The organism is Microbispora triticiradicis, from assembly GCF_005864065.1.
GTDB classification, from domain to species: Bacteria; Actinomycetota; Actinomycetes; order Streptosporangiales; family Streptosporangiaceae; genus Microbispora; species Microbispora triticiradicis.
In genome coordinates, this window is record NZ_VANP01000017.1 from 24,231 (window position 1) to 49,563 (window position 25,333).

23 protein-coding genes are annotated in these 25,333 nt (G+C 71.6%); 17 read left to right on the forward strand and 6 right to left on the reverse strand.

The features are described from left to right. Positions 1-18: 18 nt before the first annotated feature. The 9 genes from FED44_RS30880 (at position 19) to FED44_RS30920 (ending at position 9,284) form a co-directional block, all read left to right on the forward strand. Positions 19-573: a YceD family protein gene (locus FED44_RS30880; protein WP_111698197.1), complete on the forward strand. Its 555-nt coding sequence runs from the start codon at positions 19-21 to the stop codon at positions 571-573. Position 574: 1 nt separating this feature from the next. Further along, positions 575-754 carry a 50S ribosomal protein L32 gene (gene rpmF / locus FED44_RS30885; protein WP_111698173.1) on the forward strand — a complete coding sequence of 60 codons (180 nt, stop codon included), beginning with the start codon at positions 575-577 and terminating at the stop codon, positions 752-754. Between the two features lie 287 nt (positions 755-1,041). Further along, positions 1,042-1,791, forward strand: a complete 750-nt coding sequence (gene rnc, locus FED44_RS30890) for a ribonuclease III (RefSeq protein ID WP_111698175.1) — start codon at positions 1,042-1,044, stop codon at positions 1,789-1,791. Between the two features lie 19 nt (positions 1,792-1,810). Continuing rightward, complete coding sequence (gene mutM / locus FED44_RS30895) at positions 1,811-2,692, forward strand: bifunctional DNA-formamidopyrimidine glycosylase/DNA-(apurinic or apyrimidinic site) lyase (RefSeq protein WP_111698177.1); 882 nt, start codon at positions 1,811-1,813, stop codon at positions 2,690-2,692. Positions 2,693-2,762: 70 nt separating this feature from the next. Then, the gene (locus FED44_RS30900) at positions 2,763-3,032 is read left to right on the forward strand and encodes an acylphosphatase (protein ID WP_182875400.1); all 270 of its coding nucleotides are present in this window, start codon (positions 2,763-2,765) and stop codon (positions 3,030-3,032) included. A 188-nt stretch (positions 3,033-3,220) separates the two neighbouring features. Then, on the forward strand, positions 3,221-3,415 hold the full coding sequence (locus FED44_RS30905) for a hypothetical protein (RefSeq protein ID WP_079312688.1): 195 nt from the start codon (positions 3,221-3,223) through the stop codon (positions 3,413-3,415). 190 nt (positions 3,416-3,605) lie between these two features. Next, positions 3,606-7,319: a chromosome segregation SMC family protein gene (locus tag FED44_RS30910; protein ID WP_138462894.1), complete on the forward strand. Its 3,714-nt coding sequence runs from the start codon at positions 3,606-3,608 to the stop codon at positions 7,317-7,319. 112 nt (positions 7,320-7,431) lie between these two features. Continuing rightward, complete coding sequence (gene ftsY, locus FED44_RS30915) at positions 7,432-8,604, forward strand: signal recognition particle-docking protein FtsY (RefSeq protein WP_117408422.1); 1,173 nt, start codon at positions 7,432-7,434, stop codon at positions 8,602-8,604. 137 nt (positions 8,605-8,741) lie between these two features. Then, positions 8,742-9,284, forward strand: a complete 543-nt coding sequence (locus tag FED44_RS30920) for a dihydrofolate reductase family protein (protein WP_117408423.1) — start codon at positions 8,742-8,744, stop codon at positions 9,282-9,284. Between the two features lie 81 nt (positions 9,285-9,365). Here FED44_RS30920 and FED44_RS30925 read toward each other — a convergent pair whose 3' ends face one another. Next, the gene (locus tag FED44_RS30925) at positions 9,366-10,436 is read right to left on the reverse strand and encodes a PLP-dependent cysteine synthase family protein (protein WP_117408424.1); all 1,071 of its coding nucleotides are present in this window, start codon (positions 10,434-10,436) and stop codon (positions 9,366-9,368) included. A gap of 289 nt (positions 10,437-10,725) precedes the next feature. Here FED44_RS30925 and FED44_RS30930 point away from each other — a divergent pair, with 289 nt between their 5' ends. Next, complete coding sequence (locus FED44_RS30930; RefSeq protein ID WP_117408425.1) at positions 10,726-11,319, forward strand: sigma-70 family RNA polymerase sigma factor; 594 nt, start codon at positions 10,726-10,728, stop codon at positions 11,317-11,319. Between the two features lie 92 nt (positions 11,320-11,411). Here FED44_RS30930 and FED44_RS30935 read toward each other — a convergent pair whose 3' ends face one another. Continuing rightward, a complete protein-coding gene (locus FED44_RS30935; RefSeq protein ID WP_220499233.1) occupies positions 11,412-12,272 on the reverse strand; it encodes a DMT family transporter in 861 nt (286 codons plus the stop codon). A 44-nt stretch (positions 12,273-12,316) separates the two neighbouring features. On the opposite strand from FED44_RS30935, the gene FED44_RS30940 reads away from it, so the two are divergent. From FED44_RS30940 to FED44_RS30950, 3 genes are all read left to right on the forward strand, one after another. Then, positions 12,317-12,892 (forward strand): helix-turn-helix domain-containing protein, encoded by a 576-nt coding sequence (locus tag FED44_RS30940; protein WP_117408426.1) that lies wholly within the window; start codon positions 12,317-12,319, stop codon positions 12,890-12,892. Positions 12,893-13,053: 161 nt separating this feature from the next. Next, positions 13,054-13,359: a hypothetical protein gene (locus FED44_RS30945; RefSeq protein ID WP_117408427.1), complete on the forward strand. Its 306-nt coding sequence runs from the start codon at positions 13,054-13,056 to the stop codon at positions 13,357-13,359. 34 nt (positions 13,360-13,393) lie between these two features. Further along, positions 13,394-14,230 (forward strand): polysaccharide deacetylase family protein, encoded by an 837-nt coding sequence (locus FED44_RS30950; protein ID WP_117408428.1) that lies wholly within the window; start codon positions 13,394-13,396, stop codon positions 14,228-14,230. Between the two features lie 64 nt (positions 14,231-14,294). On the opposite strand, the gene FED44_RS30955 is transcribed toward FED44_RS30950, so the two are convergent. Both FED44_RS30955 and typA read right to left on the reverse strand, forming a co-directional pair. Further along, on the reverse strand, positions 14,295-14,933 hold the full coding sequence (locus FED44_RS30955) for a superoxide dismutase family protein (protein ID WP_165900795.1): 639 nt from the start codon (positions 14,931-14,933) through the stop codon (positions 14,295-14,297). Between the two features lie 135 nt (positions 14,934-15,068). Continuing rightward, positions 15,069-16,922 carry a translational GTPase TypA gene (gene typA / locus FED44_RS30960; RefSeq protein ID WP_117408430.1) on the reverse strand — a complete coding sequence of 618 codons (1,854 nt, stop codon included), beginning with the start codon at positions 16,920-16,922 and terminating at the stop codon, positions 15,069-15,071. A 303-nt stretch (positions 16,923-17,225) separates the two neighbouring features. Here typA and FED44_RS30965 point away from each other — a divergent pair, with 303 nt between their 5' ends. The 4 genes from FED44_RS30965 (at position 17,226) to FED44_RS30980 (ending at position 20,541) form a co-directional block, all read left to right on the forward strand. Then, entirely contained in the window at positions 17,226-17,669 is a 444-nt protein-coding gene (locus tag FED44_RS30965) for a hypothetical protein (protein ID WP_138462895.1), read from the forward strand. Further along, the gene (locus FED44_RS30970) at positions 17,666-18,889 is read left to right on the forward strand and encodes an NRAMP family divalent metal transporter (RefSeq protein ID WP_117408432.1); all 1,224 of its coding nucleotides are present in this window, start codon (positions 17,666-17,668) and stop codon (positions 18,887-18,889) included. The genes FED44_RS30965 and FED44_RS30970 overlap by 4 nt, the downstream gene beginning before the upstream one ends. Before the next feature lie 22 nt (positions 18,890-18,911). Then, a complete protein-coding gene (locus FED44_RS36750; protein ID WP_182885906.1) occupies positions 18,912-19,718 on the forward strand; it encodes a hypothetical protein in 807 nt (268 codons plus the stop codon). 67 nt (positions 19,719-19,785) lie between these two features. Beyond that, entirely contained in the window at positions 19,786-20,541 is a 756-nt protein-coding gene (locus FED44_RS30980) for an alpha/beta hydrolase (RefSeq protein ID WP_244302424.1), read from the forward strand. Between the two features lie 115 nt (positions 20,542-20,656). On the opposite strand, the gene FED44_RS30985 is transcribed toward FED44_RS30980, so the two are convergent. Together FED44_RS30985 and FED44_RS30990 are read right to left on the reverse strand one after the other, a co-directional pair. After that, positions 20,657-22,093, reverse strand: coding sequence for an aldehyde dehydrogenase (locus FED44_RS30985; protein ID WP_117408434.1), 1,437 nt, complete (start codon positions 22,091-22,093; stop codon positions 20,657-20,659). Positions 22,094-22,240: 147 nt separating this feature from the next. Beyond that, complete coding sequence (locus FED44_RS30990) at positions 22,241-25,303, reverse strand: M14 family metallopeptidase (RefSeq protein ID WP_138462896.1); 3,063 nt, start codon at positions 25,301-25,303, stop codon at positions 22,241-22,243. Positions 25,304-25,333: the final 30 nt, after the last annotated feature.

The following is a 25,333-nucleotide window of genomic DNA, read 5'->3' on the forward strand; positions in this document are numbered from 1 at the left end:
ATGCCTAACGAGAGCAGGATGAGTCTGCGCAGCCTCGATCCCCGTGCCCCCTGGGTGATTTCCACCCACGATCTGGGACGCCGACCGGGATCGATGCGCACCCTCGCCCCGACCCTCCCGGCGCCGGTGGACCTCGCGGTCGGAATGATCGGCGTTCCCAAGGACGCCGACGTCGAGCTGGACATCCGGCTCGAGGCGGTGATGGAGGGCGTGCTCGTGACGGGCACGGCGCAGGCTCCCCTCACGGGGGAGTGCTCGCGTTGCCTGGACCCGTTGACCTCGGAGATCGAGGTCGACTTCCAGGAGCTCTACTTCTACTCGGCGGAGGACGCCGGAGAGGACGATCTGCTCCTCGACGGCGAACTGCTCGATCTCGAGCCGGTATTCCGTGACGCGGTGGTGCTCGCACTGCCGCTGAGCCCGGTGTGCGGTGAAGACTGCCCCGGTCTCTGCGCGGAGTGCGGAGTCAGGCTGGCGGAGGCCGGCCCGGACCACCGGCACGAGACGGCCGACCCCCGCTGGGCGGCGCTGCAGGGTTTGGTTGTGGAACAGGAAGACGATCAGGAGGGTTGACGTGGCCGTCCCCAAGCGGAGAATGTCGCGGAGCAACACCCGCGCCCGCAGGTCCCAGTGGAAGGCGGCGGCAGTCGCACTCGTGAGCTGCCCGCAGTGCCGCTCGCCCAAGCGCCCGCACGTGGCGTGCCCGACCTGCGGCACCTACAACCGCCGTCAGGTCGTCGAGCCGTCGGCCTGATCGCGCGCAAGCTGCCGCGAGCGCGGCCCGGAGACCAGTCTCCGGGCCGCGCACAGTAATCGGGACGCCGGCCGGATCGTCAACAGGACCCGGCCGGCGTTACCGTTCTTTGAGGAACGTGCGGCGGTAGGACGGTAGACACGCACCGGCATGCACGCCCGCGGCCGTGGTGGACGCCGGGGCCATCGGCTCCCGGCGGACCGGCGTCCACCACGCCTTCGGGCCATCGGCGGATCCACCTGCCTCCCGCGCACGGCCCTGTCCCGCGCAGGAGTTGGGAGGAATCCATGGCCGCACCATCGGCGAAACCCGTGCCCGTCGAGATCGCCAGAGACGAGCTTCACCAGTTGCTGGACGTCCGGCTCAGCACCGGAATCCTGGAGCGGGCGCTGACGCACCGCTCGTACGCGTACGAGAACGGCGGGCTGCCGACCAACGAGCGCCTGGAGTTCCTGGGTGACTCGGTGCTCGGCCTGGTGGTGACGGACACGCTGTACCGCAACCACCCGGACCTGCCGGAGGGCCAGCTCGCGAAGCTGCGCGCCGCTGTGGTCAACATGCGGGCGCTCGCGGACGTCGCCAGGACGCTCGACCTCGGCAAGTACCTGCGGCTCGGCCGCGGCGAGGAGGGCACCGGCGGACGGGACAAGTCCTCCATCCTGGCCGACACGCTGGAGGCCCTGATCGGCACCGTGTACGTCGACAAGGGCCTGGACGAGGCGTTCCGCGTCGTCCACCTGCTGTTCGACCCCCTCATCACGCGGTCGGCGTCGCTCGGCGCCGGGCTCGACTGGAAGACGTCCCTGCAGGAGCTCACCGCCGCCGAGATGCTCGGCGTGCCGGAGTACCACGTCGACGAGAGCGGGCCCGACCACGCCAAGTCCTTCTCGGCCGTCGTGCGCGTGGGCGGCAAGGAGTACGGCAAGGGCGCCGGGCGCAGCAAGAAGGAGGCCGAGCAGCAGGCGGCCGAGGCGGCCTGGACCGCGATCCGCGCGATGCGCGACGCCCGCGAGGGCGCCGGCCCAGTCCGCGCCTGACCCCGCCCGGGGAGGGAACATGCCCGAACTGCCCGAGGTCGAGGTCGTACGCAGGGGCCTGGAACGCTGGGTCGCCGGCCGTACGGTCGCCGCGGCCGAGGTGCTCAACCCCCGGGCGGTCCGCCGCAACACCGGCGATCTGGCCGCCCAGCTCAAGGGCCGCACCCTCGCCTCGGCCGAGCGCAGGGGCAAGTACCTGTGGCTGCCCCTGCTGGACGGTCCCGCGGATACGGAGGAGGCGGGGGAGTCGCTGCTCGCCCACCTGGGCATGAGCGGCCAGCTTCTCGTCGTGGACCCGACCGCGCCGATCGAGAAGCACCTGCGGGTCCGCATGGGCTTCGCCGACGGCGGGCCGGAGTTACGCTTCGTCGACCAGCGCACCTTCGGGCACCTGCTGGTCGCCCCGATGACCGCGGGGCGGGGCCGGGCGGTGCCCGAGCCGGTGGCGCACATCGCCGCCGACCCGCTGGAGGACGCCTTCGACGACGCCGAGTTCGCCGTCCGGCTGCGGCTGCGCCGTACCGGGATCAAACGGGCGCTGCTCGACCAGTCGCTGATCAGCGGGGTCGGCAACATCTACGCGGACGAGGCGTTGTGGCGGGCGCGGCTGCACTGGGCGCGCCCGACCGAGGCGCTGACCCGGCCGAAGATCTTCGAGCTGCTCGCGGCGGTCCGCGCCGTCATGACCGAGGCCCTCGGCCAGGGCGGCACGTCCTTCGACAGCCTGTACGTCAACGTGAACGGCGAGAGCGGCTACTTCGACCGGTCGCTCGCGGTGTACGGCAGGCGCGACGAGCCCTGCCGCCGGTGCGGCACGCCGGTCAGGCGGGAGGCGTTCATGAACCGGTCCTCCTACAGCTGCCCGAAGTGCCAGCCCCGCCCGAGGAACGCGCGCCCCTAGCCCGGCCCTAGCCCGCCCGTGGCCCCACCCCCGGCGATCGCCGCCGGAGGCGATCTGGATACTTGTATTCGTGATTCGGTTGACGGCTTGGGTCCGGGGACGGGTGCAGGGCGTGGGGTTCCGCTGGTGGACCCGCGCCCGCGCGCTGGAACTCGGGCTGGTCGGGTGGGCCGCGAACCTGGCCGACGGAAGGGTCGAGGTCGTCGCCGAGGGTCCCAGGGAGTCGTGTGACAAGCTCCTGGACCTGTTACGCGGCGGTGACACGCCCGGCCACGTCGAGGGGGTGGTCGAGCGCTGGAGCGAAGCGAAGCGGAGTATCGCCGGGTTTGTCGAGAGGTAGGGCTTCCCTCAAACCCCGTAAATCCGGTATATTTACCTAGCGAGAGTGCCCACCGGCTTCATCGTGCGGAGCGTTCAACTTGACCGTCTCCAATGCCGGTGCGACTCTTGAGAGGAACCACGCGCACCCCTCCCGCGGCATGAAGTGCGCGAACCAGTCTGGTCACTCAGCGTGGAGGACCCTTTACTATGGCGAAGGCTCTACTCGGCCACGTCGGCGGTCCTGATCCTCGAATGATCTCGGAAATGCGTCGCCTCCAGCAGCGCATCCGCGACCTCGAGGCAGAACTCAACCGGCTCCAGGCCCAGAACGACGCGCTCGCGGCGCAAACTCGTGATGAGGCCCTGGTCCGGCTGCAGGATCGCGAGCCGGCTCTCACCTGAGGGACCGGCCGGAACAGGAAAAGGATTGTAGGGACGCCCCGCAAAGGCGTCCCTTGCCATTTCCGGAACTGTTCCACGGGAATTGCCACCCCGGCCGGCCGGATGTCAAGCGGCGTCTATTCCGCGTACTCCGGCCCCGGGACCTGTAGTCTTTCCCCCCAGCCGACGGGCGAGACCGAGGGGGGCGGACGTGTACCTGAAGACGCTCACCTTACGCGGTTTCAAGTCGTTCGCCTCGGCCACCGCCCTCCGTTTCGAGCCCGGCATCACGGCGGTGGTCGGCCCCAACGGATCCGGCAAGTCCAACGTCGTCGACGCCCTCGCCTGGGTGATGGGCGAGCACAGCGCCAAGTCGCTGCGCGGCGGCAAGATGGAGGACGTCATCTTCGCGGGCACCTCCAGCCGCCCGCCCCTCGGCCGCGCCGAGGTCACCCTGACGATCGACAACGGTGACGGCGCGCTGCCGATCGACTACACCGAGGTCACGATCAGCCGGCTGATGTTCCGGTCGGGCCAGAGTGAGTACGCCATCAACGGCGACACCTGCCGCCTGCTCGACATCCAGGAGCTGCTGTCCGACTCCGGCATCGGCCGGGAGATGCACGTCATCGTCGGCCAGGGCCAGCTCGACCAGGTGCTGCACGCCGGCCCCGAGGAGCGCAGGGCGTTCATCGAAGAGGCCGCGGGCGTGCTCAAGCACCGCAAGCGCAAGGAGAAGGCGCTCCGCAAGCTCGACGCGATGCAGGCCAACCTCACCCGCGTCCAGGACCTCGTGGCCGAGCTGCGCCGCCAGCTCAAACCGCTCGGCCGGCAGGCCGAGATCGCCAGGAAGGCGGCCGTCATCCAGGCCGACCTGCGTGACGCGCGGCTGCGCCTGCTCGCCGACGACGTCGTGACCCTTCGCGACACCCTGCAGCGCGAGGAGGCCGACGAGGCGGCCGTACAGGCGAGGCGGGCCCGGGTGGAGGCCGAGCTGGCCGAGGGCCAGCGCCGGGAGGCCGAGCTGGAGACCGCCGCGAACGAGGCCCAGCCGCGGCTGAAGGCGGCCCAGGAGACCTTCTACCACCTCTCTGGCCTGCGGGAGCGGCTGCGCGGCGTGGAGAGCCTGGCGGCCGAGCGCAGGCGGCACGCCGCCGACGCCGCGTCCGTCGAACGGCGCGGGCGCGATCCGGAGGACCTGGAGCGCGAGGCCGCCGAGGTGCGCGAGCAGGAGCGGGTGCTGGCCGACGAGCTGGACGAGGCGCGCGAGCGGCTCGCCGCCGCCGTCGAGGTGCGTGCCGAGGCCGAGGAGGCGCTGGCCGCCGAGGAGCGGCGCCTCTCGGTCGCCGCCCGCGCCGCGGCCGACCGCAGGGAGGCGCTCGCCCGCCTGCGCGGCCAGGTCGAGTCGGCCAGGAGCCGCGCCAGGGCCGCCGGGGACGAGATCGGCCGGCTCACCAGGGCCGTCGAGGACGCCACCCGCCGCGCCGAGCAGGCCCAGGACGAGCTGGACACGGGTGTGCTCGACGAGCCCGCGGCCGACCCCGAGCTCGTAGCGGAGCTGGAGACCGCGCAGGAGGGCGTCGACCTCGCCCGCGCCGCGGTGGAGGAGGCCAGGGCCGTCGCCGAGCGGGCCGGGGCCGTGGTGGAACGGGAGCGGGCCGCCCTGGCCGCGCCCGGCGCCGCGCTGGCCGCCGCGAAGGCCGCCGTCGGCGCCGCCCGCGCCGCCGACTCCGAGTCGCAGCGCGCCGTCGCCGCCCTGCAGGCCCGGTGCGAGGCCCTGGAGATGAGCCTCGCCGGAGGCGCCGACGGGGCCGCCGCGCTGCTCGGGGCGGGCCTGCCCGGGGTGCTCGGCCCCGTCGCCACGCTGCTGGCCGTACGGCCGGGGGCGGAGGCCGCCGTCGCGGCCGTGCTGGCCGTGGACGGCGTGGCCGTCGCCTCGCTCACCGCCGCCGTGGCGGCCGTCGAGCATCTGCGCGAGGCCGGCGCCGGCCGCGCCGCCCTGCTCGTCGCGGCGGACCGGCACGAATCCTGCGACCGGCCGGAGCCGCCCGTCGCGGGCGCGGAGTGGGCGGCCGACCTGGTGGCCGTGCCGGACGAGCTGCGCCCGGCGGTGGAGGCGCTGCTGTCCGACGTGGTCGTGGTGCCCGACCTGCCGGCCGCGCGCAAGGTCGTGGACTCCCATCCGGAGCTGCGGGCCGTCACCACGTCGGGCGACCTGCTCGGGGTCCACGCGGCGCACGGCGGCTCCGGCGGGGGGTCCTCGCTCCTGCAGATGCGGACCGCCCTCGACGAGGCCGCCGCCGACCTGGCCACCGCCATAGCCGGGGCCGAGCGGCACGCCGAGGCGCTCGCGGAGGCCGTGGCCGCCGAGCGGGAGTTCCAGCTCGCGCTGGAGGAGGCCCAGACGCGGGTGGCCGAGGCGCAGAGCGGCGTGAGCGCGGCTCAGAGCGGCGTCAACGACGCCCAGAACGGGCTGAACGCGGCGCAGGCGGTGCTCGACCGGCTGCGCGGCAGGCAGCGGGAGGCCGACCAGAGGGCCGCCGCCGCGGCCAAGCAGCTCGCCCGGCTGGAGGCCGCCGTCAAGGCCGCCCAGGACGAGGCGGCCCGGCTGGGCGGGTCGGTGCGTGACGCGCAGGAGGCCCGCGAACAGGCCCAGGCCGTGGTGGTGGAGCTGGAGGAACAGCTCGCCGAAGCGGAGTACGCCGCCGAGCTGGAGGCCGAGCCGACCACCGACACCCGTGACGAGCTGGCCGCGGTCTGCGGCGTCACCCGCCAGGCCGAGATGGAGGCCCGGCTGACCGTCCGTACGGCGGAGGAGCGGGCGCGGGGCATCGCGGGCCGCGCCGACGGCCTGCTCCGCGCGGCCCAGCGGGAGCGGCAGGACCGCGCGCGGGCCGCGGCGGACCGGGAACGCCGGCGCAGGCAGGCCGAGATCGCCGCCGCGGTCGCCGAGGGCGCCCGCACCGCGCTGACCGCATTGGAGGGCTCGCTCGCGCGGGCCGCCGAGGAGCGCGACGAGGCCGAGCGGGCGCGCGGGCAGATCGACGCCGAGCTGAAGCAGGTGCGCCTGCGCGTCCGCGAGCTCGGCTCGGAGCTGGACGCCCTCGTCAACCGGGTCCACGGCAGCGAGATGGCGAGGACGGAGCGGCGGCTGCGCCTGGAGCAGATGGAGCAGCGGGCCCTGGAGGAGTACGGCATCGAGCTGGAACCCCTCATCGCCGAGTACGGCCCCACGGCGCCGGTGCCGGGCGAGCCGCCCATGCCGTACGTGCGGGAGGAGCAGGAGAAACGGGCCAGGACGGCCGAGCGGCAGATGACCCAGCTCGGCAAGGTCAACCCGCTGGCGCTGGAGGAGTTCGCCGCGCTGGAGGAACGGCACGCCTTCCTGACCTCCCAGCTGGAGGACCTCAAGAAGACCCGGCGCGACCTGCTGCTCGTGGTCAAGGAGGTCGACGACCGGGTCGAGCAGGTCTTCGCGGCGGCGTACGAGGACGTGGCACGCGAGTTCGAGCAGATCTTCGGCCGGGTCTTCCCCGGCGGGGAGGGCCGCCTGCTGCTGACCGACCCCTCCGACATGCTGACCACCGGAGTCGAGGTCGAGGCCCGGCCGCCGGGCAAGAAGGTCAAGCGGCTGTCGCTGCTGTCCGGCGGCGAGCGGTCGCTGACGGCGGTGGCGTTCCTCATCTCGATCTTCAAGGCCCGTCCGTCGCCGTTCTACGTCATGGACGAGGTCGAGGCGGCCCTGGACGACACCAACACCCAGCGGCTGCTGACTCTCTTCGAGGAACTGAGACAGACCTCACAGCTCATCGTGATCACGCACCAGAAGCGCACCATGGAGATCGCCGACGCGCTGTACGGCGTGTCGATGCGCGGCGACGGCGTCACCCAGGTCGTGAGTCAGCGCCTGCGGGAGAAGGTCTAGCCCGCCCGGTCCTCGGGCACCCCGATCCGGTGACGGCCGTGGCGTGCCGGAGGCGCGCGGCGGGCAGGTCCGCGCGACCGAGCACTGCCGGTTGTCTGGGAAACTGCATGGTGTGGACGGTTACCTCGGCATCATCGTGATCGTGGCCATCGTCGCCATACTGGCGGTGGGTGGCCTGTGGCTGCTGTTCCGGCCGAAGGCGAAGGACCTGCCGCCCGCGCCGCCGGCCCCGCCCGAGCCGAAGGCTCCCGTAGTGGAGGAGCCGCTCAAGGCGGGACTGGGCGAGGAGGACGGCGGCACGACGACCACGCTGCCTCCTCCAATCGAGGAGCTGATCAAGGCTCCGGAGATCGAGGTCCCGCCGCCGTCGGCGGGACGGATGGTCCGGCTGCGCAGCCGCCTGGCCCGCTCGCAGAACGTCCTCGGCAGGGGACTGCTCGAACTGCTGTCGCGGGACCGGCTCGACGACGACGTCTGGGACGAGATCGAGGAGACCCTGATCACCGCCGACGTCGGCGTCGCGCCCACCCGCGCGATGGTGGAGGAACTGCGGACGAAGGTGAAGGTGCTCGGCAGCCGCACCCCCGACGAGGTGCGCAGGCTGCTGCGCGAGGAACTGCTCACGCAGATCGCGCCGGACCTCGACCGCACCCTCCACACCCGGCCGCACGGGGAGCGGCCCGCCGTCGTGCTCGTCGTCGGCGTCAACGGCACCGGCAAGACCACCACCTCGGGCAAGCTCGCCCGGGTGCTGGTCGGCGACGGCGGGAAGGTCGTGCTCGGCGCCGCCGACACCTTCCGGGCCGCCGCCACCGACCAGCTCCAGACGTGGGGTGACCGGGTCGGCGCGGGCGTCGTACGCGGCCCCGAGGGCGGCGACCCGGCGTCCGTGGCGTTCGACGCCGTGGCCAAGGGCATCGAGGACAAGGCCGACACCGTGATCATCGACACCGCGGGGCGGCTGCACACCAAGACCGGGCTCATGGACGAGCTGGGCAAGGTCAAGCGGGTGATCGAGAAGAAGGCGACGGTGGACGAGGTGCTGCTCGTCCTCGACGCGACCACCGGCCAGAACGGCATGCGCCAGGCGCAGGTCTTCGCCGAGGTGGTCAACGTGACCGGCATCGCCCTGACCAAGCTGGACGGCACCGCCAAGGGCGGCATCGTGATCTCGGTCCAGCGCGAGCTGGGCGTGCCGGTGAAGCTCGTCGGCCTCGGCGAGGGCCCGGACGACCTCGCGCCGTTCGACCCCGAGGTCTTCGTGGACGCCCTCATCGGCGAGTAGCGGCGGGCGGGGCGGGCCCGGCGGCCCGCCCCGGACCCGCCGGTGTTCGTCAGGGCCGGTTGTTTGTCAGGGCCGGTTGTTTGTCAGGGCCGCTCGCTATCTTGCCTCGACGAGGATCCATCCTGTGGAGGTAGGTCATGGCGAAGATGCTGTACTCGGCCACGATGTCGGTGGACGGCTACATCACGGGGCCCGGCGGCGACATGTCCTGGCTGACCGAGCACATCGGGCCGAACCCGCTGGTGGATCGGCTGATCCGCGACATCGGCGCGCTGCTCGTCGGCAATCGCACGTTCGGAGGCGACGACCCGCATCGGGGCACCGACAAGGAGGGCAAGCCCTTCGGCGGCGGGTGGGAGGGGCCGCAGTTCGTGCTCACCCACCTCGCCCCGGCGACGCCGGTGCCGGGTGTCACCTTCGTCGGCGACCTGATGGAGGGCGTCGCCGCCGCCAAGGCCGCGGCGGGTGACAAGTACGTCAACATCCTCGGCGCCGAGGTCGCCCGGCAGTGCGTCGAGGCCGGGGTTCTCGACGAGATCCTCGTGTTCGTGGCGCCCGTCCTGCTCGGGGACGGGGTCCGGCTGTTCGAGCACGCGGGCGGCGCCCGGGTCCGGCTGGAACGCCTCAGCCTGACCGAGACGCCGGCCGCGACGACCATCTGGCTGCGCGTCGTCCGATAGGAGCCACGGCCGGGAGCCGGGTCGCCCCGGCCAGGCCGGCTCAGCTCGGGCCGGCGCAGCTCAGCTCGATCGGGGCTCGGGTCAGCTCGCGAGGAACGCGCGCAGGTCGCCGAGGTGGGGCCCGATGTCGATGCCCTGGTCGGCGAGCCAGCGGGGGCTGCCGTAGGTGTCGCGGTAGCGCTCCGCGCCGTCGCAGATCAGGGTGACCACGCTGCCCCGCTCGCCCCGCTCGCGCATCTCCCGGATGATCTGTACGGCCGCCGCGATGTTGGTGCCGGTCGAGCCGCCGACCTCCCGGCGGGTGACCTCCCTGACCCAGTGCATGGCCGCGATCGACAGCGCGTCCGGGACCTGGCACATCCTGTCGATGACCGTCGGCAGGAACGACGGCTCGACCCTCGGCCGGCCGATCCCCTCGATCCGCGATCCGGCGCCGCCGCGCTCCTCGCCGGAGATCCAGGACGGGTAGAACGCCGAGCCCTCCGGGTCCGCCACGCACAGCCGGGTCTGATGGCGGCGGTAGCGGATGTAGCGGCCGATCGTCGCCGAGGTCCCGCCGGTTCCCGCGCCGACCACGATCCAGGCGGGCTCGGGGTGCCGCTCCAGGGCCATCTGCTGGAAGACGCTCTCGGCGATGTTGTTGTTGCCCCGCCAGTCCGTCGCCCGTTCCGCGTAGGTGAACTGGTCCATGTAGTGGCCGCCGGTCTCGGCGGCGAGGCGGTGCGACTCGTCGTAGATGGCCCTCGGGTCGTCCACGAGGTGGCACTTGCCGCCGTAGAACTCGATGATCTCCCGCTTCTCCGGGGACGTGCCCGTCGGGATCACCGCGATGAACGGCAGGCCGAGCAGGCGGGCGAAGTACGCCTCGCTCACGGCGGTGGACCCGCTGGACGCCTCGATGATCGTCGTGGAGGGGCCGATCCAGCCGTTGGCGAGGCCGTACAGGAAGAGGGACCGGGCGAGACGGTGCTTGAGTGAACCGGTCGGGTGTACCGACTCGTCTTTCAGGTAGAGGTCGACACCCCAGTGCGAAGGGAGCGGGAAGGCGTGAAGATGAGTGTCGCAGCTTCGGTTGGCGTCGGCCTCGACGGCCTGGATGGCCTCGGCCACCCACGCCCGCGTCGCGGCGTCATGCCGGTCCAGGTGGTTCATGGCGCCACTTTAGCCAGTGAACTCCGCCACATTTTACGCCGGATTGAGGCTTCAGTGTTACGCTAATGAGACTTGTTCGGCCTGCGCGTGACCTGGCCGCGTGGGACCGGCCCCCGGAAGCGATGGCGCTGAATGATGGGGCTGAGGGATGAGGATGACCACTCCGGACGAGCTAACGGCGTGCTTAGGCCCCGACCGGCACGATGTCCTTGGCAGAACAATGAACGGTCGTCCTCGCATGTGTTCGGGCCGGACGGGTAACGGGGGATAAGTTCCGTAGGGGGAAGAGATGATCTCGACCGACGAGCAGCGGCAGACATGGTTCGAGCGTGAGGTCGTGCCGGTGACGAGCCAGCTCTACGCCTCCGCCATGCGCCTGACGCGCAACCCCGCCGACGCGGAGGACCTGGTCCAGGAGACGGTCGCCAAGGCGTACACCTCCTACCACCAGTTCCGCGAGGGCACGAACCTCAAGGCGTGGCTGCACAGGATCCTGACCAACAATTTCATCAACGACTACCGCAAGAGGCAGCGGTCGCCCAAGCTGTCGGCCGCCGAGGAGATCGAGGACTGGCAGCTCGCCGCGGCGGAGTCGCACATGTCGACCGGCCTGCGCTCCGCCGAGACCGAGGCGCTCGACCTGATCCCCGACAGCGTCGTGATGAACGCCCTGCGCGCCCTGCCGGAGGAGTTCCGGGTGGCGGTCTACCTGGCCGACGTGGAGGGGTTCGCGTACAAGGAGATCGCCGACCGGATGGGCACCCCGATCGGCACCGTCATGTCCCGCCTGCACCGGGGCCGCCGGCAGCTGCGGGGAATGCTCGAGGGCTACGCCCGCGAGGAGGGCGTCGTCCGGGTGCCCGAACCCGCCTGCGCAGCCTGAGCCCGGCCTCTCCGAGCCGGGCCGTGCCGCCTGAGCCCGGCTTCTCCGAGCCGGGCCGCGCCGCCTGAGCCCGGCCTTCTCAGCGGGGCTGGTCAGGCGGCGGCGATGAGGGCGATCGCGCCGAGCGCGAAGCCGACGCCGGTGATCTGCACGGGACTCAGCCGTTCGCCCAGCACGTACCTCGCCAGCAGCAGCGTGCTCGCCGGATAGAGCGACACCAGGACCGCCACCAGGGTGAGCATCCCCCGCTGCGCCGCGAAGAGATACAGCACGTTGGCGGCCATGTCGAGCACGCCGGCCACGACCGTCACCCGCAGGGAGCCCGGCGCCGGGCGCAGGCCCCTGCGCGTGGCGAGGGCGAGCAGGGCGACGAGCGTGATCGACGCGAGCCTCGCCCCCAGCAGCGGCCAGGCCCCCGAGTCGGCCGGGGCCAGCTTGAGCAGCACGAAGAACCCGCCGAAGCCCGCTCCCGACACCAGCGCGGCGACGACTGGGCCGAGCCTCGGACGGCTCGCCCCGCCGCCCGGCTCCCGGCTGACCAGCAGGACGGCGAACAGGCCGAGCGCGACCCCGCCCAGGGCCAGGGGCGACGGACGGTCGCCGGTGAGCAGGCCGAAGACCACCGGGACCGCCATCGCGGTCGTGGCGGTGGTGGGGGCGACCACGGACATCATGCCGGTGGCCAGGCCGCGGTAGAACAGCACGATGCCGAAGGCCCCGGCGACGCCCGACGCCGTCCCCCAGAGCAGCGCCGCCGTACTGGCGTGCCCCGGCAGGATCGGGAGGAGGGCGACGACCAGCAGCATGCCGCCCAGTTGCGAGAGCACGACGACGGCCAGCACCTTCGATCGTCTGGTGGCGAGGCCCCCGAAGAAGTCGGCCGTACCGAAGATCACCGCGCATGCGGTCGCGAGCGTGATCGCCGTCACGACCAACCCCCAAGAAAACTTCATGAATAGTGCAATGGACTGCAATAGTAGACCAATATAATGGACGCATGCCGGAACCCGGGACGATCACCGCGGCCATCGCCGCGAACGTGCGCGGCCAGCGCGCCCACCGGGGGATGACCCTCGACGAACTCGCGGCCAGGTCGAACGTGAGCCGCGGCATGCTCGTGCAGATCGAGCAGGGCCGCACCAACCCCAGCGTCAACACGCTCACGCGCATCGCCGACGCGCTCGGCGTCACCCTCGCCCGGCTGGTGGAGGTCGCCGACACGCCGGTCGTCCGGATCGTGCCCGAGTCGGAGGTCGTGACGTTCGAGCAGCCCGGGGGAGGATCGGCCCGCCTGCTCGTCGGGACCGACGCGCCCGCGATCCTCGAACTCTGGGACTGGCGCCTCGCGCCGGGCGAGCATCACGACGGCGACGCGCACCCCGCGGGCACCCGCGAGATGCTCACCGTGCTGGAGGGGCGGCTCACCCTCGGCGTGTACGGCCGGAGCCACGTCGTCGGGACCGGCGACGCGGTCGTGTTCAGCGCCGACCGCCCGCACCGGTACGCCAACGAGGGCGACGCGCCGCTGCGGTTCGTGATGGTCGTCACCGAACCCAGGGAGCCCTCGCCCTAGATCGCGGCCATCCGGCCGCGCCTGGGGCCACATGACTCACGAGTAAGGGCTGCGCGGTGACGCTGAGTGGTCGATGATTACAGAATGAATCGGAAGGCGCCGCCCCAAGCTTGGGTACATCCCTTTTTGTACGTGTCTGGTGGGCAGGGGGGCGGTGCCCGGTGAGCGAGTCGCGGGTCGCGGTGGAAAAACTTCGCGCGGAACTCGCCGCGCTCGGGGTGGCCGACGCGTACGAGATCGGCGACGAGGCTACCCTCTCGGTGTGGATAGGCCTCGTCGTGACCTTCCGTGACGGGTTTTACCGTTGGCGCGAGGGTGCCGTGAAGTGCCGGCACCTGGGTACGGATCCCGCAGGGTGCGCCGTCCGGGTGGCTCGCAGACACGCCGAACTGAAAGCGGACGTGCCGCCCTGGTGGGAGGAGCTGGACAGGGTTCTGCGGGGGGGAGCCGCCGGCGGCTATCCGTGACGTTCGTCGCCCCCCGCCTGCTCCGGGGGGTCGTATGCGGATCGGATTCGTGCTGCTGTCGTTGGCGCTGGTCGCCGGATGCGCCCAGAGCCGGTCCGGGCCTTCGCTGCGGGGAGCCGAGCGCAAGGCGGTGCGGGCCGTGGCGCCGCACTTCCGTTTCGGGCCCGTGCGGCGGTTCGACGCCGACCTGCTGCGCTGGCGGCTCGCCGGGGCGCAGCGGGGAGCGCCCGGGGCACGCCTGCCCGCGGTGCCGCCGCCCCGGCAGGTCGACTGCCGGCAGCACCGGTGCGTGGCGCTGACCTTCGACGACGGGCCCGCCGAGTACACCGGGCACGTGCTCGACCTGCTCGCCGCCCATCACGCCCGGGCCACGTTCTTCATGCTCGGCCAGATGATCACGGGGGAGACCCGGGACTTCGTCCGCCGCATGGCCTCCGAGGGGCACGAGCTCGGCAACCACTCCTGGGACCACGCCTCGCTGTCCGGCCTCCCGCCCGAGGCCCTTCGGCGTGAGCTGGAGCGGACCCAGGAGGCCGTACGGACGGTCACCGGTGTCCGGATGCGGCTCATGCGCCCGCCGTACGGCGCGACGAACAAGTCGGTGGAGGAGGAGTCGAAGCAGGAGGGCCTCGCGCAGATCCTGTGGGCGGTCGACACCCTCGACTGGCTCAACCGCAATCCCACCGTGATCGCCCAGCGCAGCGCCGCGGCCAAGCCGGGCGACATCGTGCTCATGCACGACATCCACCCCACCACCGTGCAGGCGCTGCCCCACCTGCTCGACGAGCTCGACCGCAAGGGCTTCACGTACGTCACCGTCTCCGAACTGCTCGGCAGCCCCGCACCGGGGAAGACGTACACGAACCGCTGACGGCTCGGCGCCGGGAGCGTCCCCGCTGTCCGTCCACCCCGGGCACGCGGGTCGGGCATGCCGGTCAGGCGCGCGGCCTGACGACACCGCAGCCGACGCGCGCGCCGGCGTCGCCGGTCCTGCGGGTGGTCAGGTCCGGGCCGGTGGCCCCCATCGAGTCGGGGCGGTGGAAGTACCTCTTCGGGATGTGGGCGAAGTTGTCCGGCCCGGCGTGCACCACGACCGCGCTTCCGTTGGCGTCCGCGAGATCCTCCAGCGTGAACCGGTCGGTCACGAAGGAGGCGGAGGCGGTTCCGTCGTCCGCGGCCAGCAGCGGAGGCATGTCCCCGGCCCCGGCGCCGTGCGTGCCCGGGCCGAGGTGGCTTCCGGCGCTGGAGAACGGCGTGCCCGTGGCCCGGTCGACGGCACGCGGGTCGCACACGCCCGCCGCGTGGATGTGGAAGCCGTGGAACCCGGGGGCGAGCCCGCGCACGCTGACGCTGACCCTGGTCTTCTCCAGGTCGTACCGCTCGAACCGGACGCTGCCCAGGACGCGCCCGGAGGCGTCCCTGACGACGGCGGCCGCCGTCCCACCGGTGCGTGACGGTGTCGCGGGAGCGGCGGACGCCCCGGGGACGGCCGTGGCGGCGAGTCCCAGGGCGAGGCCACCGGCCACGGCGAGTCCCAGCGAGAGACCCAGGGCGAAACGGGGTGGGCGAGGCATAACGCTGTCCTCCTCAGACGCTTGACGCATCCGACAGCAGAGCACGGTGAGCCGGGCCGAGGAGGACGAACGACGCCGTCTGTGCCCGCCGTTTACCCGTTCTTGGCGTCGCGGCCGGGCGGCCGGGTGACGAGGTCAGTTGGCGCGCTTGGCGCGGGCGGCGGCGCGGCCCCGGAGGGCGGAGTCCAGGACGACCTTCCGGATGCGCACGGTCTGCGGGGTGATCTCCACACACTCGTCGTCGCGGATGAACTCCAGGGCCTGCTCCAGCGACAGCACGCGCGGCGGGATCAGCTTCTCGGTCTCCTCGCTGGTGGAGGAGCGCATGTTCGTGAGCTTCTTCTCCTTGGTGATGTTCACGTCCATGTCGTCCGAGCGCGAGTTCTCGCCGACGATCATGCCCTCGTACACCTCGGTGCTGGGGGAGACGAACAGGGTGCCGCGCTCCTGCAGGTTCATCATGGCGAACGCGGTGACCTGGCCCGACCGGTCGGCGACCAGCGAACCGGTGTTGCGGGTGCGCAGCTCGCCGAACCACGGCTCGTAGCCGTCGAAGACGTGGTGGACCAGGCCGGTGCCGCGGGTCTCGGTGAGGAACTCGGTGCGGAAGCCGATCAGGCCGCGCGACGGCACCACGAACTCCATCCGGATCCAGCCGGTGCCGTGGTTCGTCATGTGCTCCATGCGGCCCTTGCGTACGGCCAGGAGCTGGGTGACCGCGCCCAGGTACTCCTCCGGGCAGTCGACGGTGAGGCGCTCGACCGGCTCGTGCAGCTTCCCGTCGATCGTCCTGGTCACGACCTGCGGCTTGCCGACGGTCAGCTCGTAGCCCTCGCGGCGCATCTGCTCCACCAGGATGGCCAGGGCGAGCTCGCCGCGGCCCTGGACCTCCCACGCGTCCGGAGTCTCGGTGGGCAGCACGCGCAGCGAGACGTTGCCGACCAGTTCCTTGTCGAGGCGGTCCTTCACCAGGCGGGCGGTGACCTTGGCGCCCTTGACCTTGCCCACCAGCGGGCTGGTGTTGGTGCCGATCGTCATGGAGATCGCCGGCTCGTCGACCGTGATCAGCGGCAGCGGGCGCGGGTCGTCAGGGTCGGCCAGCGTCTCGCCGATCATGATCTCCGGGATGCCGGCGATGGCGATGATGTCGCCCGGCCCGGCCTCCTCGGCGGGCTTGCGCTCCAGCGCCTCGGTCATCAGCAGCTCGGAGATCTTGACGCGCTGGACGGTGCCGTCGGTGCGGCACCAGGCGACCTGCTGGCCCTTGCGGATGGTGCCGTGGTGGACCCGGCACAGCGCGATCCGGCCCAGGTAGCTGGAGGCGTCGAGGTTGGTGACGTGCGCCTGGAGCGGCGCGGAGGGGTCGTACACCGGCGCCGGGATCGTCTTCTTGATCGTCTCGAACAGCGGCTCGAGGTCGGGCGAGTCGGGCATGCCGCCGTCGGCGGGACGCGCCAGCGACGCCCGGCCCGCCTTGGCCGAGGCGTACACGATCGGGAAGTCGATCTGCTCCTCGGTGGCGTCCAGGTCGATGAACAGCTCGTACACCTCGTCGACGACCTCGGCGATCCGGGCGTCCGGGCGGTCGACCTTGTTGATGCACAGGATGACCGGCATCTTCGCCGACAGCGCCTTGCGCAGCACGAAGCGGGTCTGCGGCAGCGGGCCCTCGGAGGCGTCCACCAGGAGCACGACGCCGTCGACCATCGACAGCCCGCGCTCGACCTCGCCGCCGAAGTCGGCGTGGCCGGGGGTGTCGATGATGTTCAGCGTCATGCCGCCGTGCCGGACGGCGGTGTTCTTGGCGAGAATGGTGATGCCCTTCTCGCGCTCCAGGTCGTTGGAGTCCATGACGCGCTCGTCCACGTCCTGGTTGGCCCGGAACGCGCCGGACTGCCAGAGCATGGCGTCGACCAGCGTGGTCTTGCCGTGGTCGACGTGCGCGATGATCGCGATGTTCCGCAGGTCGTCGCGGGTGTTCATAGGCATAGGGAAGTCTCGCTCTGGTTCGTCGGGGTGTCGTCCGCGTCCCGGGACCGAAGCGAGACGCACAGCAGCCGCAAGACGCGGCCATACCAGTTTAGTTGATCCCGATCGCCGGCACGCGCCGACGGCTCCGGGGCCCTCGATAGCAACGCCGGCGCCGCCGCCCGCATTCCACTCCGTTCAAAGGCCTGCCGTCCGGGAAGATGAATCGGCTGTGACGGATGAAGGACTCGTGCTGCTGATCGCCTGGGCGGAGTTGCTCGTGCCGCTCCTCGTCCTCGCCTACCTCCTGCTGCGGCGGCGCACATGATCCCGCTTGCTCGGCTGGCGCCGCTCGCCCTCCTGACGGCACTCCTGCTGTCCGCCTGCGTCAGCCCCGCGTGGGACGACCACGACTACGCGCTCAAGGCCGGGAAGACGGCCGAGTCGGCCGTCTCGGCCGTGCGGTTCGCGCGTTCCGTCGTGGCGCACCGGGACCGGATGACCGGGCCGTACGCCGAGGTGGTGCTGACCGAGGCGGTGCGGGACCTGAGCAGCGTGAACGACCAGTTCGGCGGCGTGCAACCGCCCTCGGACTCCTCGGACCGCGTCAGGGACGAGGTGCTGCGCCTGACCGAGAAGGCCGAGAGCGAGGTGGCGGACCTGCTCATCCAGTGGCGTCGCGACGGGGTCAAGGACCCGGAGGCGGCCGTACGGGAGCTGGACGGGCTCGCGAGCGAGCTGAGCGACTTCGCGGAGAAGCACAGATGAAGAGACTCCTCGCGGTCACGCTCGGCATCCTGACGGCCTTCGGCGGCTTCGTGGACATCGGCGACCTCGTCGCCAACGCCGTCGTGGGGTCGAGGTTCGGGATGTCCCTCGCGTGGGTGGTGATCGTCGGCATCGTCGGGATCTGCGTCTTCGCCGAGATGTCCGGCAGGATCGCGGCGGTGTCGCAGCGGCCGGTCTTCGACCTCGTCCGCGAGCGCATGGGTCCGCGTGCCGGGCTGGTCAACCTCGGCGCGTCGTTCTTCATCAACGTGCTCACGCTCGCGGCCGAGATCGGCGGCTCCGCGCTCGCGCTGGAGCTGGTGACCGGGATCAACTACCTGCTGTGGGTGCCGCCGGTGGCCCTGGTCGCCTGGCTGGTCATGTGGCGGGTGAAGTTCGAGACCATGGAACGCGTCTTCGGGCTCGCCGGGCTCGCGCTCGTCGTGTTCATCGTCGCGCTGTGGCAGCTCGGGCCCGACTGGGGCGAGCTGACCACGCAGCTCGTCCGGCCGCCGCAGGACGAGGGGGTGCCGACCTACCTCTACTACGCGATCGCGCTGCTCGGCGGGGCGATGACGCCGTACGAGGTGTTCTTCTTCTCCTCGGGCGGCGTCGAGGAGAAGTGGACGCGCAAGGACCTGGTGACCGCGCGGGCGAACGTGTTCGTCGGCTTCCCCCTCGGCGGCGTGCTGTCGCTGGCGATCGCGGCGTGCGCGGCGACCGTCTTCATGCCGGTCGAGGCCGAGCCCGGCTCGCTCGGGCAGATGGTGCTGCCGGTCGCCGAGGGACTGGGCAAGGTCGGGCTCGGTGTGGTGATCCTCGGGGTCTTCGCGGCCACGTTCGGAGCGACGCTGGAGACCGCCCTGTCGTCGGGCTACTCGCTGAGCCAGTATTTCGGCTGGCAGTGGGGCAAGTATGTGGTGCCCGGCCGCGCCGCCCGGTTCCACGTGACCGTGCTCGCCTCGGTGATCGTCGCGACCGCGCTGATCCTCACCACCATCGACCCGATCAAGGTGACCGAGTATTCGCTGGTCTTCTCGGCCGCGGCCCTGCCGCTCACCTACCTGCCGGTTCTCATGATCGCCAATGATCCCGACTACATGGGGGCGAAGGTCAACGGCAGATTCAGCAACGTGCTGGGCAGTTTCTACATGGTGCTGCTGCTCGTCGTGGCGCTCGCGGCCATCCCCCTGATGATCGCGACGAAGGCGGGCCAGTGACGACCCGGGAGGCGAGGGAACCGTGAACGAGCACGCGCGGGTGCTGCACGCCCGCCTGCACCTGCTCGACCGGCAGGTCGTCAGGGAGAGTGACGACCGCCTGCTGTGCAAGGTGGACGACCTGGAGGTGCGGCCCGGCGACCGGCCGTACGTCACGGCGATCCTGTCGGGGCCGCTGGCGCTCGGTCCACGTCTCGGCGGCCTGCCGGGATGGCTGATGACGGAAACCGACCGCCTGTTCCGGGGGGAGGCGCGGCCCGGGCCGTACCGCATCGACATGAGCCTGGTGACCGACGTCGGCAGCGCCGTGCGGGTGGCCGGCCACCCGCAGGACCTGGCGCTGGAGCGCTGGCTGACCAGGAACGTCGTCGGCCGGATCCCGGGAGCGGCGGGCACACCCGAGCAGGATGCTCCCGAAAGCACGGCGGGGGACGCGTCGGAGAAGACCCTCAGGGTGCGGGAGAGGGAGGAGGACAGGCCGGACACGATGCGGCTCGGCGGACTGCTCGGCCGTACGGTCCGCGGCCCGTCGGGGGAGGTCGCCGGTGACACGGCGGACGTCCGCCTCGTTCAGGACGGGCCGCTGCTCGCGGAGGTCCGGCAGGCCTTCCGGCTCGCCGGTCTGCTGATCGCCCGGCGGCGTGCCGGGCGGCTCTTCGGGTACGAGCGCGGTCCCGGTCTCTGGCGGCCGTCGCTGCTCGGCGCCCTCGTGCGGCGCATGCACGGCGAGATCCGGTACGCCGAGTGGGACCAGATCGAGTCGCTCGACGACGACGAGGTCAGGCTGGGGGTCGCCTGGGACCGGCTGCGCTCGACCGCCGACCTGTGACAGTTTCCCGTCGCGTGGGGGAGGCATGCGGGAGAGAAGTGACATGGGGGGAAATAAGGTCGGAGGCATGGCTCTCGCTGCTGCTTACGGAGCGATGCTGCGCACGGCGGACGGCGTCCGCATCGACGCGGCGCACACGCCCAACGGCTCTCTCGACCTCGGCGTCGTGGTCGCGCACGGGTTCACCGGCACGTGGAGAGGGCCGGACACCCGGCGCATCGTGCACGTCCTGTCGAGGTTCGGCGGGGTGGTGTCGTTCGATTTCCGGGGCCACGGACGCTCCGGCGGCCGGTCGACGGTCGGTGACTTGGAAGTCCTCGACGTGGACGCGGCGGTCAAGCTGGCCCGCTCGATCGGTTACCGCCGGATCGTCACGCTCGGCTTCTCGATGGGCGCTGCCGTCGTCGTACGGCACGCCGCGCTGCACGGGGGCGTGGACGCGGTGGTCGCGGTGAGCGGTCCGGCCCGGTGGTACTACCGGGGCACCAAGCCCATGCGCCAGGTGCACTGGGCGATCGAGCGCTGGCACGGGCGGCTGGCGGTCCGGCTGGCCAAGCGGACCAGGATCGCGGTCGAAGGATGGGACCCCGTGCCGCTCCCGCCGCACGAGGCGGCGGCGATGGTCGCCCCCACGCCCTTGCTGATCGTGCACGGGGACCGGGACCCGTTCTTCCCCATCGAACACGCCCACCAGCTCTACGAAAGCGCCGGGGAGCCGAAGGAGCTCTGGATCGAGCCCGGCTACGGCCACGCCGAGGCGGCGGCCACCCCCGATCTGATTCGCAGAATTGGTCGGTGGATTTCGCGAACCAAACCCGCATAAGGGTCGTCTATGTGGAGGTGAAGGGGGAAACCCCTCCAGCGTCGCGGGGGCGCGCTGGGCGGTCCACCGGCCTGGTGCGGCACGCGTGCCGCACCAGGCCGGAGGGACGCACGCATCAGCCCAGGCGGGCGATGGACTTGTGCTCCAGGTAGGCCGAAAGGCCCTCGGGGCCGAGTTCACGGCCGAGGCCGCTGGCCTTGAACCCGCCGAACGGGCTGTTCGGGTCGAGCGTGTGCATCGTGTTGACGCCGTACGTGCCGGTTCGCACCTGGCGGGCGATCCCCATGCCGTGTTCGGCGTCGCCGGTCCAGACCGAGCCGGACAGGCCGTAGTCGCTGTCGTTGGCGATCCGCACGGCGTCCGCCTCGTCCTCGTACGGGATCACCGTGAGGACCGGGCCGAAGATCTCCTCGCGGGCGATGCGCATGTCGTTGGTGGCGCCGGCGAAGACGGTGGGGGCGACGTACCAGCCCCGGTCGTACGGCCGGTCGAGGCCGCCGACGACGGGCTTGGCGCCCTCCTCGACGCCCGACCTGATGTAGCCCTCGACCCGCTCCTGCTGGCGCCGGGCCACCAGTGGGCCGATGCCGGTGGCCGGGTCGGCGGGGTCGCCCACCCGCTGGCTCGTCACCATGTGGGCGACGGCCTGGACGACCTCGTCGTACCGGGCGCGGGAGGCGAGGACGCGAGTCTGCGCCACGCACGCCTGGCCGTTGTTCATCAGCGTGGCCATCGACAGCATGCCCATGGCCGAGGGCAGGTCGCAGTCGTCCAGGATGATCGCCGCCGACTTGCCGCCCAGCTCCAGCGTGCACCGCTTGAGCCGCTCGCCGCAGATCGCGGCGATCCGGCGGCCGGCCGCGGTCGAGCCGGTGAAGGCGACCTTGTCGACGCCCGGGTGGGAGACGAGGTGCTCGCCCGCTTCACGGCCGGCCGGGACGATGTTCACGACCCCGGCGGGGATCCCGGCGTCGTGGATCATCTCGGCGAGCAGGTAGGCGTCGAGAGGCGTCTCGGGGGCGGGCTTGAGCACGACGGTGCAGCCCGCGACGAGTGCCGGGGCCAGCTTGCTCATCGTGACGAACTGGGGGACGTTCCAGGGGACCACGGCCGCGACGACGCCGACCGGCTCGCGGCGGACGGTCACGGGGCCGAACAGGCCGGGCCGCTCCTCCTCGATGGGGAAGGCGGCGCCGAGACCGGCGAAGTACTTCAGCATCCCCAGCGGCTGCGGGGTCTGGGCGAGCCTTGAGAACGTGATCGGGGCGCCCATCTCCAGCGTGATCAGCTCGGCCATCTCGGCCTGGCGCGCCTCGTAGATCTCCGCGAGGCGTCCCACCACCGCCGCGCGCTCGGCCATCGTCATGCGTGGCCACGGCCCGTTGTCGAAGGCGTCCCTGGCGGCCGCGACCGCGCGGTTCATGTCGGCCGCGGTGCCGTCCGGGACCCGGCCGACGACCTCCTCGGTGTGCGGGGAGACCACCTCGATCGTGCCCGTGCCCGCGGGGGCCACCCAGTCGCCGCCGACGAACAGTGTGTCGTGCTGCCGCATGCCTGCCTCCCCGATCGGGCTTGACCACACACGGAGACCGAATCATGTTCTGCTCGGTGTTGGCAAGAGCCGGCGCGGCAGGAGCGCGGCCGTGGCCCGGCCCCCGCCGTACGGCGAGGACCGGGCCACGGGTTCTCCGGCGCAGCCCTACGGAAGGGCCGGTCCGAGCAGGTGCCGCATCGACCGGCGGACCAGGTCGGTCCGCATGGCCTGGGTCGTCGCACCCTCGGCGCCGAAGCCGAAGTAGACCGTGTCCTTCGTCGTGACGCCCGCGCCGTCCTCCAGCGTCTGGTCGCTGCGCGTCCAGTCGTTCAGCGCGTCCGCCGAGCCCGGGGGCGGGCCCGCGACGGTCCAGCCGCCGAGGCCGTCCTCGAACGAGGTCTGCGAGACGACCGCGCCGTCGGCCTTGACCGTCGCGTCGTCCAGCCAGACGCCGAGGCCCTGGGTGCCCCAGTCGCTGATGTAGGAGATCGACACCTCGACCTGCTTGCCTGCGTACGGCGTCAGGTCGATCGTCCACTGCTGCCAGCCGTTCGACGCGCCGGAGGCCGCGTGCCAGGCGCCGGTGGTGCCGGTCGCCGTGCACGACGAGGCGCCGTCGTACGTCTGGTAGTGGGCGGTGAACGGGTGCAGGTCCGCCCAGCCGCCGGCGCAGCTCTCACCGGGCTCCTGCGAGGTGTGCCCGTTCGCGTCGGGGAGCGTCGTCCAGTCGTCCTGGCCGACCGTGTGCGCCTCGACGGTCAGGAAGTCCCAGTCCGGCTCGGTGTTGTACGACGTCCAGAACGACAGCTCGCCACTGGTCTTGCCGGTGAGGTCGATCGTCCTCGTGAGCCGCTTGTACGACTGGTCCGCCTCTCCGCTCTGCACGTCCCACGCGCCGGTGTGCGGCGCGAAGGGCGAGCCCCCGGCGTACTGCCACTTCAGCGGGGCCGCGCTGGCGAACTGCGGGAACCGGCCGACCGGCAGCACCGACGAGGTCGTGACGAACGCGGAGGTGTGGTTCTGGTTGCCGGGCGAGTCGCCGCCGTTGAGCGTGCCGAGGAACCCGGCGAAGGCGCCGCTCGTGCCCTGCAGCGGCACCGTGGCGCCGTCCGCGTCCTGGCCGCCGCCTTCCACGAAGGTGTAGGCGCCGAGGTAGTACTGCACGAAGTCGTTGCTGAGCGCCAGGCACGGCGGCTTGCTCAGCGTCGTGCACTCGGGCTGCGCCGGATAGTCCGGCTCGTACCAGTAGGCGCCGTCGACGTTCTGGCCGTACAACGCGTACTTCCCGGTGACGAGCAGTTTGCCGCCCTCGTTGAGGTAGTCGCGGAACGCGAGTTCCAGCTCCTCGGCCAGGTTCGCGGCGGTGCCGCCGGGCTGCCCGGCCGCGCGGGGGATGATGTCGTCGCCGGTCTCCCAGACGACGGCCTTGTAGTGGCTGAGGACCCCGAGCGGGTGGGGCGCCTTCCGGCCGTTCTTGTCCACGTCGTACACGTCGGAGGAGTAGCCGGACCCCGTCAGCGCCGTGGTGTAGGCCCCGGCGTACTTCGCCTCGGTCGCGCCCTGCGCGGGGCTGATCCCCGTGACGTCCTCCGCCGCGACGACCAGCACCTTCCCGCCGATGTCCGTGGACACCGTGTAGGTGAAGTCGTCGCTCTTCCTGAGGAGCGAGGTGAACCAGACCTTCACCCGGTCACCGGGCTTGGCGCCCTTCACCGTGCCCCTCAGCCGGTGGAAGTAGGTGTCGTAGCCCTCGCCGTACCGCTCGCCGCCCTTCCACTCACTCGTCGGCGCGATCTTCGTCCGCCCGCCGTTGATCTGGTAGTTGAGGACGACGGGGCCGAGCTTGCGCTTGGCGTCGACCTGCACGATCTGGTCCGTGCCGTAGCTGACGTCGAACGGGTCGACGACGAAGTCGGGAACCGTGTTGCCGAGGTGGCTGACGGGCTCGCTCGGGTTCAGCGCCGACTTCGCGATGTCCAGGGCGAACGGCAGTTGCTTCTCGAACTCGGCCTGCACCAGCCCCTCGTCGTCGGGGAACACGAAGCCGCAGCCGTCACAGCCCTCCTCCAGCTCCGGCGTCCAGGCGAGCGTGCCGTACGCCTTGTGCGCGTGGTCGGTGGTCTCGCCGTTGGTGGTGTAGAGCTCGGCGCCGACGCCGGGATCGAAGCCGGGTACGGCTGGCTTCTCGTCGGTCCCGGTCAGGGCCAGGTAGATGGGATCGTCCGCGGTCGTCGTCTGGACCTGCCAGCCCTCGGGATAGAGCAGCAGCGGGCCGTACGAGTGGTAGTTGACCTGGGCCTTGAAGCGCAGCCGCTTGAGCAGGCCGTCCAGGGCCCGGGTCTCCGGCTCCGACGCCGGGGCGGTGCCGCGGTAGGTCTCGCTGCTGAAGACGCTGGAGGAGCCCTCCTCGTCGTATCCCCACTTGGTGGGGTAGTTGCGGTTGGGGTCGACCCCGTCGACGCCGGTGATCTGGCCGTCGCTGTCGTTGTCGCGGAGGTTCTTGCGCCAGAGCCGGTTGCCCTCGGTGAAGGTGAAGTCGTAGCCGTCGGGGTTGGCCACCGGCACGAACCACACCTCGGTGGTGGCCAGCAGCTTCGCGACGTCGGACTTGCCCTTGTTGGCCACCAGATACTTCAGCAGCCGCATGTCGACCTCGGTCGCGATCCACTCCCGGGCGTGCTGGGTGGCGGAGTAGAGCACGGCGGGCTTCAGGCCGTCGGGCAGCACCCGGGCCAGCGCGGTCAGCTTGAGGGCAAGGATGTCCTTACCCTGGACGGTCTTGCCGATCGACTCCAGCTTCGCGACGTCCTTGTTGGCGTCCGCGATGGCCTTGAGCTGGTCGGCGATGCCGCCCTTCTCCGAGTAGGACCTCCAGACGGTGTATCCGCCGGCCGCCTGGGCCCTGGCCGCCTGCAACTGCGTCTGGCCCTGGGGGTTGCGAACCGGTTGCGGCCGGTAGCCGAGGATCTGGAGCTTCTTGACGTCGGCGGGCGTCGCCGTCAGCTCGACGTGCTCCTGGTCGCCCGAGGGGTGCTGCTGGACGACGTCGAAGCCCTTCTGGTTCAGCGTGGCCGCGGTTCCGGGCGCGCTGTCGAGCTGGTAGAGGTCGATCTGGTCCGTGGGCGGGAGCGGGTCGCCCTGGCCGGCCTGCGCCGGCGCGGCCGGCGCCAGGAGCGCCGCGCCGAGAGCCACGGCGGCCAGGGTCGAGACGATCACTCGTCGGGACATCGAGGAGCCCTTCGTGAGGGGTAGCGATCT

What these genes read in the sequence shown, in the direction of transcription:
- FED44_RS30880 (WP_111698197.1), top strand. Translation starts at nt 19, where the DNA reads ATGAGTCTGCGCAGCCTCGATCCCCGTGCCCCCTGGGTGATTTCCACC.
- rnc (WP_111698175.1), top strand. Translation starts at nt 1,042, where the DNA reads ATGGCCGCACCATCGGCGAAACCCGTGCCCGTCGAGATCGCCAGAGAC.
- mutM (WP_111698177.1), top strand. Translation starts at nt 1,811, where the DNA reads ATGCCCGAACTGCCCGAGGTCGAGGTCGTACGCAGGGGCCTGGAACGC.
- FED44_RS30905 (WP_079312688.1), top strand. Translation starts at nt 3,221, where the DNA reads ATGGCGAAGGCTCTACTCGGCCACGTCGGCGGTCCTGATCCTCGAATG.
- FED44_RS30920 (WP_117408423.1), top strand. Translation starts at nt 8,742, where the DNA reads ATGGCGAAGATGCTGTACTCGGCCACGATGTCGGTGGACGGCTACATC.
- FED44_RS30925 (WP_117408424.1), bottom strand. Translation starts at nt 10,436, where the DNA reads ATGAACCACCTGGACCGGCATGACGCCGCGACGCGGGCGTGGGTGGCC.
- FED44_RS30930 (WP_117408425.1), top strand. Translation starts at nt 10,726, where the DNA reads ATGATCTCGACCGACGAGCAGCGGCAGACATGGTTCGAGCGTGAGGTC.
- FED44_RS30935 (WP_220499233.1), bottom strand. Translation starts at nt 12,272, where the DNA reads ATGAAGTTTTCTTGGGGGTTGGTCGTGACGGCGATCACGCTCGCGACC.
- FED44_RS30940 (WP_117408426.1), top strand. Translation starts at nt 12,317, where the DNA reads ATGCCGGAACCCGGGACGATCACCGCGGCCATCGCCGCGAACGTGCGC.
- FED44_RS30950 (WP_117408428.1), top strand. Translation starts at nt 13,394, where the DNA reads ATGCGGATCGGATTCGTGCTGCTGTCGTTGGCGCTGGTCGCCGGATGC.
- FED44_RS30955 (WP_165900795.1), bottom strand. Translation starts at nt 14,933, where the DNA reads ATGCCTCGCCCACCCCGTTTCGCCCTGGGTCTCTCGCTGGGACTCGCC.
- typA (WP_117408430.1), bottom strand. Translation starts at nt 16,922, where the DNA reads ATGCCTATGAACACCCGCGACGACCTGCGGAACATCGCGATCATCGCG.
- FED44_RS30965 (WP_138462895.1), top strand. Translation starts at nt 17,226, where the DNA reads ATGATCCCGCTTGCTCGGCTGGCGCCGCTCGCCCTCCTGACGGCACTC.
- FED44_RS30970 (WP_117408432.1), top strand. Translation starts at nt 17,666, where the DNA reads ATGAAGAGACTCCTCGCGGTCACGCTCGGCATCCTGACGGCCTTCGGC.
- FED44_RS30980 (WP_244302424.1), top strand. Translation starts at nt 19,786, where the DNA reads ATGGCTCTCGCTGCTGCTTACGGAGCGATGCTGCGCACGGCGGACGGC.
- FED44_RS30985 (WP_117408434.1), bottom strand. Translation starts at nt 22,093, where the DNA reads ATGCGGCAGCACGACACACTGTTCGTCGGCGGCGACTGGGTGGCCCCC.
- FED44_RS30990 (WP_138462896.1), bottom strand. Translation starts at nt 25,303, where the DNA reads ATGTCCCGACGAGTGATCGTCTCGACCCTGGCCGCCGTGGCTCTCGGC.